Origin of the sequence: Congregibacter sp. (assembly GCF_965662665.1) — a bacterium.
Taxonomy (GTDB): Bacteria; Pseudomonadota; Gammaproteobacteria; order Pseudomonadales; family Halieaceae; genus Congregibacter.
This window is the reverse complement of record NZ_CBFIIF010000055.1, coordinates 1-7,625: the sequence shown is the minus strand read 5'-3', so window position 1 is coordinate 7,625 and position 7,625 is coordinate 1. Positions and strand designations below refer to the sequence as shown.

Sequence of the window (7,625 nt, the reverse complement as noted above, 5' to 3'; positions counted from 1 at the left end):
CAGGTGTTGCTGCCTGACTTAAACAAAACGGTCTCCTAGAAACCCGGGGCGATTCACAGAGCAAATACCTGTAGGCAAAAAAGGCCCCATCAGGGGCCCTTTTTAACTTTGGCGGAGAAGGAGGGATTCGAACCCTCGAACGGTTGCCCGTTACACACTTTCCAGGCGTGCGCCTTCGACCACTCGGCCACCTCTCCGTAAGGGCGCGGATAATACAGAAAGCTGCAACTGCGCGCCAGACACCCTGTCGATTATTCCTTGGGCGTAGTATCGTTCTCCCTCGCTATTAACAGGCACGTTTTATGCTGAATCACCCTACTAACGCTGCAATCTGCGCTTTTGGCCTAAGCGCTGCGCTACTTCTAGGGCCTCTGCAGAGCCACGGGGCCGACGAAGACACCCAGAAACTACAAGCCGTGGTCACCGGACACATAGCGACACAGGGTGGAACGATTCTTTCGGACTTTCGCGAATTGCTGAGCATGCCGAACGTCTCTACTTCGCTACCCGATATGCAGAAAAATGCGGCATGGATTGCTAATTACATTGGCGAACGGGGTTTTAGCTCAAAGATTGTCAGAGCCGGTGGAGCGCCTTACATCCTTGCTGAGCGAAGCACACCGGGCGCCACAAAAACCGTTTTAATCTACGCACACTTTGATGGGCAGCCAGTAGAACCTGCAGACTGGAAGACGCCACCCTTTGAGCCCACGCTGAAAAACGGCGCAGACACCCTGAATTGGGAAACCGCTCAACTGCAGCCTATCGACCCTGAGTGGCGAGTGTACGCTCGCTCAGCCGGCGATGACAAAGCACCTGTCATAGCGCTTATGCACGCCATAGACGCCATGGACAACGCAGGCCTTGATGCCAGCGTTAACGTCAAACTCATACTCGATGGTGAAGAAGAGTTTGGCAGCCCCACCGTAGAACAAATTCTCAACGAGCACGCCGATTACCTCACCGCAGACGTACTCCTTTTCTGCGACGGCCCCATGCACCAAAGCGGTCTTCGCCAGCTCGTATTCGGGGTGCGGGGCGATATCGGCGTCAACCTGACGCTCTACGGCCCCTCACGACCACTTCATTCCGGGCACTACGGTAATTGGGCGCCCCACCCCACCGATGCGCTTATGCGCCTGCTAGCCACCATGAAAGATATGGACGGCAACATTCAGGTCGCGGGCTATCTCGATCAGGTCACTCCCATCAGCGAAGCTGAGCAAGTCGCGATTGCTGCGATCCCCTCCGTTGATGCACAGCTGCAAGATGATCTATCGCTGGGACGGGTCGAGGGTGCAGGAGAACGTATCGAGATGACCATCATGAGGCCCGCCATCAATATCGTGGGTTTTCAGGCAGGTGGCGTGGATGATCAGGCGCGTAACATCATTCTGTCCAAAGCGCGGGCGTCACTGGATCTGCGTTTAGTACCCGTGCAAACCATAGATCATGTTAAGCAAACCATCGAAGCACACTTTAAAACCCAGGGCTTTTACGTAACCAACGACGATCCAAGCGAAGAGACACTTCGAAACAACCCGGGAGTGATAAAAGTCGATTGGACCGGTGGCTATCCCGCTTATCGAAGCAATCTGGATGGCGACGCGGCCAACAAACTAACGTCGATCCTTACGGAGTACGACGGCAAAAAGCCTCTACTCTCTCCCACACTCGGGGGCAGCTTGCCTATCCATTTGTTTGATCAGGAGCTGGATATGCCTATCGTTTTATTACCCATAGCAAACCACGACAACAACCAACACGGTCGTGACGAAAATATGCGTCTCGGCAACCTACTCTCGGCGATAGGTGTTTACGCGGCCGTGCTGCAGGAGTTTGGACGCAACTAGCTGCGTAGGACCTTAGCTACTCTTTTCCATGGTTTTACGGGACAGCCACAGCACGCTTTTTCGAGGTACAAAGGGTAAGAGGCCCTTTAGGAGTACGCTAATCTTTGGGTCGTTAATGGCAAGCAGCTCGCCTTTCTCCATCGCGCGATAACCACATTCGGCTACGGAACGGGCATCAGCTCCAAGCTCAAAACCCTTAACACCGCCCAAATCGGCTGCCTCCTGAAACTCGGTGATCACCGGGCCGGGGCATAAAACGGTCACGGTCACGCCCGTGCCCTCAAGCTCATTCGCCATGGCCTGCGAAAATGAGTTTACGTAGGCCTTACTCGCGTAATACACCGCCTGCAAGGGTCCCGGGAGAAAGCCAGCAGTGGATCCAACGTTCAGAATCTTGCCCTCGCCACGCTCTACCATGCCCTGGGCGAAGTAGTAGCTCAGCTCTGTGAGCGCCACCATATTGAGCTGCATCATGCGCTGATCGCGCTCAAGACCGCTCTCATGGAATTTCCCGTGGCCACCAAAGCCCGCGTTATTTATCAGCACATCGACACTGACGCCCAGCGCGCCCACGTCTGCCATGAGTTGCTCGGCCGCGCCTGGCTTAGCAAGGTCCGCAGCAATTACCTGCACTTGTACCCCATGCTCTGCTCTGAGCTCTTCGGCGATCTCCTCAAGACGCTCTTTACGCCGCGCCACAAGAATGAGGTCACCGCCGTTCTCGGCATGTACCTTGGCTAACTCCTCGCCTATACCGGCGGAGGCACCGGTAACCAATGCTGTGTTTGTCATTTGAAATTCCTAGTGTGTTCCTACTACTTAATACCTGGCAACTTACTGACGGTTTGTTCGATAACGCGGCGCTGGCTCGTCAACAGAACAGCGCCAGGGACAAATATCCAGTCCTCCTCGGCGCGTGTATAGCGCGTGAACAGACAAAAACTCAGGCTGCAATGTATGCCAAAGATCGGTGTAAATACGCTCCACGCACTGCTCATGGAACTCCTGATGATTCCTGTAGGCCAACAGGTAACGCAGCAGACCTTCTTGATCCGGTGAGGTACCGCGCGTCTCAACAACCACCGTCGCCCAGTCTGGCTGCGACGTAACGGGGCAAAGGGAACGCATAAGGTGCGTATAAAGCTTCGCGTCACCGGGTACCGCTGTAAGCATCCCTGCTTCCGCAACTACCGGAACCTCGACTTCGAGGTGATCAAGGCAAGCGCCCGACAGTACCTCACCCTGAAAACTTGGATCTTGCGGCTCGCTAAGTGCGAGCGATACCGATGCGCCCGCTACTGCGGACAGATCACTCGTAATGGTTTCTCGTGCGGCTTCATCACTGGTAAAGCTGTGGCTATTGAGAGAGTTGAGATACAGCTTAAAGGACTTGGACTCGATGATATGGGTCGAAGCTGACGGGACGCAGAACGTCCCCACGAAGGCCCTGGGCATGCCGGAGGCACTTAGCCAGCTTAGCTCGTAGGCATGCCAAACATCTTCGCCAAAGCCGTCAAAGCGCTGCTCGGGCAAGCTTGCTCTGGCGTTAGCCCTTGGTACGGGGAACAACAATGAGGGGGCATACTGCTCACTGCCAGTAACCTGCTGACCTAACAGCGGCCCTTTGTCATGTGCTGCGGGCATATCAGCGCTCACCTGTCGTTACTGACGTAGCCGAGTACCGCTGTTGAGCAGGTACATGCTGTAGGTGAACGCCGCCACGGTGAATCCCCCCAGCATCGCAAAAGCAAAACCAACACTCACGTCAGCCACACCGAGTACGCCATAGCGGAACGCATTTACCACGTACACCAAAGGGTTGAGCTTAGACACGCCGGCCCAAAAGTCCGGCAACAGATCCAGAGAGTAGAACACGCCGCCGAGGTAGATAAGCGGGGTCAGCACGAAGGTGGGAATAATCGAAATATCATCAAAGCTGTTCGCAAATACAGCGTTGATAAAACCCGCAAGAGCAAACAGCACCGAGGTCAATACAACCCCCGCAACCACAACCCCAAAATGCTGGATATGCAGTCGGGTAAAGAACATAGACACCGTGGTTACGACCGTGGCCACTAAAAGTCCTCGAATAACACCACCGCTGACGAAACCCAGAAGGATCACATAGTTGGGCGTTGGGGAGACCAGTAGTTCCTCTACGCTGTGATTGAACTTTGCGCCAAAAAACGACGACACCACGTTGGAGTAAGAGTTGGTGACGATCGCCATCATGATCAGTCCCGGCACAACGAACTCCATGTAGCTAAACCCGCCCATCTCACCAATACGCGAACCGATGAGCGATCCAAAGATCACGAAATACAGACTCATGGTGATCGCTGATGGCAGTAAGGTCTGGGGCCATATTCGAATAAAGCGACGAATCTCCTTACGAAGAATCGTTCTGAACGCAATCAGCTTCTCTTGTGTGTTCATGCCGCGTCCTCCAGAAGATTCACAAACATTTCTTCGAGGCGGTTCGCGCGATTGCGAAGGCTGGTTACGTTGACCTTGGCTTTATCCAACGCTGTGAACACATCGTTCAGGTGCTGGCCTTTCTCGACTTCGATCTCCAGCGTGTGGTCATCAACCCTGCGGAACTCAAAGTTCTCGATCGCCAGATCCCCCGGCAGCACATCAGCGCTATCCACAATAAAGACCTCACGCTGCAAACGCCGCAGCAAGTCTTTGATAGACGTGTTCTCTACGATAGAACCATGATTAATGATGGCGATGTTGCGGCACAGCGCCTCGGCCTCTTCGAGATAATGCGTGGTAAGGATGATCGTCGTACCGTTGGCATTGAGCTTTTGAAGAAAATCCCACATGCCGCGGCGCATCTCGATATCTACGCCCGCGGTAGGCTCATCGAGAATCAAGAGTTTGGGCTCATGCACAAGAGCACGGGCAATCATTAGCCGCCGTTTCATACCGCCCGATAACATGCGGCCCGACACGTCCTTTTTGTCCCAGAGACCTAGCTCTCTTAGATACTTCTCGGCACGCTCACAAGCCAAGGCTCTGGGCAGACCGTAAAATCCTGCCTGGTTCGTGACGATATCGAATACCTTCTCGAACATATTGAAGTTAAATTCCTGCGGCACGATACCTATAAACTTTTTTGCAGCGGGAAAATCCTCGTCGATATCGACCCCGTGCACAGAAACCTGACCCGCGGTTTTGCTCACTAAAGAACAGATAATGCCGATGGTCGTGCTTTTACCTGCACCGTTGGGGCCCAACAGAGCAAAGAAGTCGCCCTGCTCCACTTCAAGGCTGATGCCTTTGAGCGCTTGAAAACCGTTGTCGTAAGATTTTTCAAGATTGTCGATTTTTAATGCTGGCGTGCTCCCAGCGATGGACTCTGGCATCCTGCCCTCGTTAATCTGATTAATATGAAGCTGTTGGTGGAGCGAACTCAGGTGCAGACATCAATGTACAACGTTGCGTTACGGCGCTGCTTCACCAGCGCGGCTTTCCTGGAGCGACCAGTACGGTCGTGCATTGTAAACGCAACCGACGATGTGAGAAACGATAATGAATGATATGGACTTTCACGCTGAGCAAATGACGCTCTTTCAGTCCTTCAACACACGATTACAAGCCTACGCGGCTTCGCCTGAGGGCACCTCCCTCCATGAACTAGCTGCTCAGTTCAACGCCCTGGCGGCCAATACTGGGCAAATCATGGACGAAGCGCCCTCTTTGATTTATCGACTCCTGACCATCGCCCCGCAGCTCACTCAGGAGTTCCCCCGGGACCTGCTTTGGTACCTCGGGCAGGAATGCCTGCACTTTATGCCCGACGAAGAGATCGAAACCTTTACGGCTCTGGACGACCAGCGTCGCGCTGCAGAAAATCAAGGCGAAGTTTTCAACTGGTCTGAGGCGCGAGCTTCGGCGAAAGGCCTGCAGTAGAGGTTTTGTTCCCCTCCTGCAGCAAACAACGCCGAAAACCGATAAGTCTCTCCGAACTGCCCCCAAACCCCCATGAATTTTCTTAACTGAGAAGAACGCCTTTTCCCTTGACGATTATGGGCTGTCTCCATACAATGCGCGCCTCCTGACGAGGAGCACCGCGTCCCCTTCGTCTAGTGGCCTAGGACACCGCCCTTTCACGGCGGTAACAGGGGTTCGAACCCCCTAGGGGACGCCACTTTTCGCCCTAACGCATTATTTTTTAGGGCTGTAGTCAGGACACGGGGTATAGTCCCCATTTTGGCCCCAGTTTGGGGGACAAACTTAGCGGGTGTAGCTCAGGGGTAGAGCATTTCGTTGCCAACGAAAATGTCGACAGTTCAAATCTGTTCACCCGCTCCATATTCAAAAGACCAATCATCCGATTGGTCTTTTTTTTTGTCTAAAAAGTACCGTGACCCCTAAAGCAGGTTTGCTCCTCGGGCCTCGCTGCCAAGTTAAAGTGGTGCCTGAATCTCAAACAAAATGACGATCGTTGTGGCTTGTGTTTATATGACGTCACAGTGAATCCACAAGGATCAGAAAACCATGGAGTTAACACGCGTTCGCACGCTACAAATCATTGGCTTCTTGCTCCTACTGGCAGCGATTACCCAGGCAATCTACACCGCGCTATACATGTCAAAGGCAGACGTGCCACGGCAGCTTTTGTGGGGCACTGAGGCCTTGCTGTTTGTGTTGATGGCTGCCTTTGCCGGATCGGCATTGGCACAGGCAAAGGAGCAGCATCTCGCTCTCTCTGCAATCACCGCGGCAGCTGTGCTAAACGTCGTGCAGGTGGGTGTCGGCTTGACCATGTTTGGCCCGTTCAGCGAGGCCGCCAGAGAAGTCGAAGGGCTAGCGCCGGCAGCGCGCAGTGTCGTCGCGTTCTCGTTTATGGTCTACAACGCCGCAAAAGTCTTATTAGCGCTTGCCCTGATCATGCTCGGATGGGCAAAACTTGCAGCAGGGTCGAAAATACTCGGAACAGCAAGTGTGTTAGTGGGTCTTGTCGCAATGGTAAGTAACGCAGCCTCTATGGCGGCAGGACGCAACGTCTTCGGTGAGCTGCCGTTAGCAGGCGGCTCAGGGGTAGTTGCTACTGTCCTACTGGCACTGTGCCTGCTCACCATGTACGGAAGCGCCAGCTCCGAAGACTAGCCGCTCAGCCACCACACTGTAATGGTCGTTCTGAGCCGAAAGCGGGCGTTGATCCGAAATGTAGGCGTACGTTCCTGGGCTACATCGAATAGCCAGTATTCCTAGGCAGCGTAGTTAATGCTCCTGCCATCCTTGAGCACAACACGGCCTATTTCTAGCGGCGTCTTTAAACACTCAAGGTTATGCAGTACCGCTTGTCGTGGTTTGGCGGACAATATCCTGACCTATCCCCCGGAATTAACGCCATGAACACGATGAGATTTCCAGCTAACCTAGCACCATGGAGATTTCACGATGAAGAAGCGATACACCGAAGAACAGATTATTGGCGCTATCAAAGAGCATGAAGCCGGCGCCAAAGTTGACGATATCTGCCGCTCGCTCAGCATATCGACGGGCACGTTCTACAACTGGCGCAGTAAGTACGCCGGGCTTGAGGTAAACGAGGCCAAGCGCCTAAGAGAGCTCGAGTCAGAGAACAGCAAGCTGAAGAAGCTTTTGGCGGAGAAGCTGCTCGAGACCGAGGCCATGAAGGACGTGCTGCAAAAATACCCAGAGGGCAGGGCCAAGTGGTAACGCCTGCCGCGCGGAAGCATGTCGCAACTCATATGATCAAGGTCTGTCATTTGAGCGAGCGCACAGCATGCAAGTTGG

Annotated in this window: 7 protein-coding genes, 3 tRNA genes and 1 pseudogene; 6 read left to right on the top strand and 5 right to left on the bottom strand. The window is 53.8% G+C overall.

What is annotated here, in order from left to right; all coding sequences use genetic code 11:
* Positions 1 to 109: 109 nt before the first annotated feature.
* Positions 110 to 197, bottom strand: a tRNA-Ser gene (locus ACTG39_RS13950).
* 105 nt (positions 198 to 302) lie between these two features.
* On the opposite strand from ACTG39_RS13950, the gene ACTG39_RS13945 reads away from it, so the two are divergent.
* On the top strand, positions 303 to 1,853 hold the full coding sequence (locus tag ACTG39_RS13945) for a M20/M25/M40 family metallo-hydrolase (protein WP_439108171.1): 1,551 nt from the start codon (positions 303 to 305) through the stop codon (positions 1,851 to 1,853).
* 12 nt (positions 1,854 to 1,865) lie between these two features.
* Here the strand turns inward: ACTG39_RS13945 and ACTG39_RS13940 are convergent, their stop codons facing one another.
* Genes ACTG39_RS13940 through ACTG39_RS13925 form a run of 4 tightly spaced genes read right to left on the bottom strand, consistent with a single transcriptional unit; the run spans position 1,866 to position 5,224 of the window.
* The gene (locus ACTG39_RS13940) at positions 1,866 to 2,645 is read right to left on the bottom strand and encodes an SDR family NAD(P)-dependent oxidoreductase (protein WP_439108170.1); all 780 of its coding nucleotides are present in this window, start codon (positions 2,643 to 2,645) and stop codon (positions 1,866 to 1,868) included.
* 42 nt (positions 2,646 to 2,687) lie between these two features.
* The gene (gene queF / locus ACTG39_RS13935) at positions 2,688 to 3,497 is read right to left on the bottom strand and encodes an NADPH-dependent 7-cyano-7-deazaguanine reductase QueF (RefSeq protein ID WP_439108169.1); all 810 of its coding nucleotides are present in this window, start codon (positions 3,495 to 3,497) and stop codon (positions 2,688 to 2,690) included.
* An 18-nt stretch (positions 3,498 to 3,515) separates the two neighbouring features.
* Positions 3,516 to 4,289: an ABC transporter permease gene (locus tag ACTG39_RS13930; RefSeq protein WP_439108168.1), complete on the bottom strand. Its 774-nt coding sequence runs from the start codon at positions 4,287 to 4,289 to the stop codon at positions 3,516 to 3,518.
* The gene (locus ACTG39_RS13925; protein ID WP_439108167.1) at positions 4,286 to 5,224 is read right to left on the bottom strand and encodes an ABC transporter ATP-binding protein; all 939 of its coding nucleotides are present in this window, start codon (positions 5,222 to 5,224) and stop codon (positions 4,286 to 4,288) included. Before ACTG39_RS13925 ends, ACTG39_RS13930 begins: the two co-directional genes overlap by 4 nt.
* Positions 5,225 to 5,390: 166 nt before the next feature.
* Between ACTG39_RS13925 and ACTG39_RS13920 the strand changes: the two genes are divergently transcribed.
* The 5 genes and pseudogenes from ACTG39_RS13920 to ACTG39_RS13900 form a co-directional block, all read left to right on the top strand.
* Positions 5,391 to 5,771: a PA2817 family protein gene (locus tag ACTG39_RS13920; RefSeq protein WP_439108166.1), complete on the top strand. Its 381-nt coding sequence runs from the start codon at positions 5,391 to 5,393 to the stop codon at positions 5,769 to 5,771.
* 162 nt (positions 5,772 to 5,933) lie between these two features.
* Positions 5,934 to 6,009, top strand: a tRNA-Glu gene (locus ACTG39_RS13915).
* 89 nt (positions 6,010 to 6,098) lie between these two features.
* Positions 6,099 to 6,173, top strand: a tRNA-Gly gene (locus ACTG39_RS13910).
* Positions 6,174 to 6,359: 186 nt separating this feature from the next.
* The gene (locus tag ACTG39_RS13905) at positions 6,360 to 6,971 is read left to right on the top strand and encodes a thiamine biosynthesis protein ThiC (protein ID WP_439108165.1); all 612 of its coding nucleotides are present in this window, start codon (positions 6,360 to 6,362) and stop codon (positions 6,969 to 6,971) included.
* A 294-nt stretch (positions 6,972 to 7,265) separates the two neighbouring features.
* Positions 7,266 to 7,625, top strand: a pseudogene (locus tag ACTG39_RS13900) (transposase); the annotation flags it as partial.

Excerpts from the sequence above, each read along its gene's own strand:
- queF (WP_439108169.1), bottom strand. The coding sequence starts at position 3,497 with ATGCCCGCAGCACATGACAAAGGGCCGCTGTTAGGTCAGCAGGTTACT.
- ACTG39_RS13930 (WP_439108168.1), bottom strand. The coding sequence starts at position 4,289 with ATGAACACACAAGAGAAGCTGATTGCGTTCAGAACGATTCTTCGTAAG.
- ACTG39_RS13940 (WP_439108170.1), bottom strand. The coding sequence starts at position 2,645 with ATGACAAACACAGCATTGGTTACCGGTGCCTCCGCCGGTATAGGCGAG.
- ACTG39_RS13945 (WP_439108171.1), top strand. The coding sequence starts at position 303 with ATGCTGAATCACCCTACTAACGCTGCAATCTGCGCTTTTGGCCTAAGC.
- ACTG39_RS13925 (WP_439108167.1), bottom strand. The coding sequence starts at position 5,224 with ATGCCAGAGTCCATCGCTGGGAGCACGCCAGCATTAAAAATCGACAAT.
- ACTG39_RS13920 (WP_439108166.1), top strand. The coding sequence starts at position 5,391 with ATGAATGATATGGACTTTCACGCTGAGCAAATGACGCTCTTTCAGTCC.
- ACTG39_RS13905 (WP_439108165.1), top strand. The coding sequence starts at position 6,360 with ATGGAGTTAACACGCGTTCGCACGCTACAAATCATTGGCTTCTTGCTC.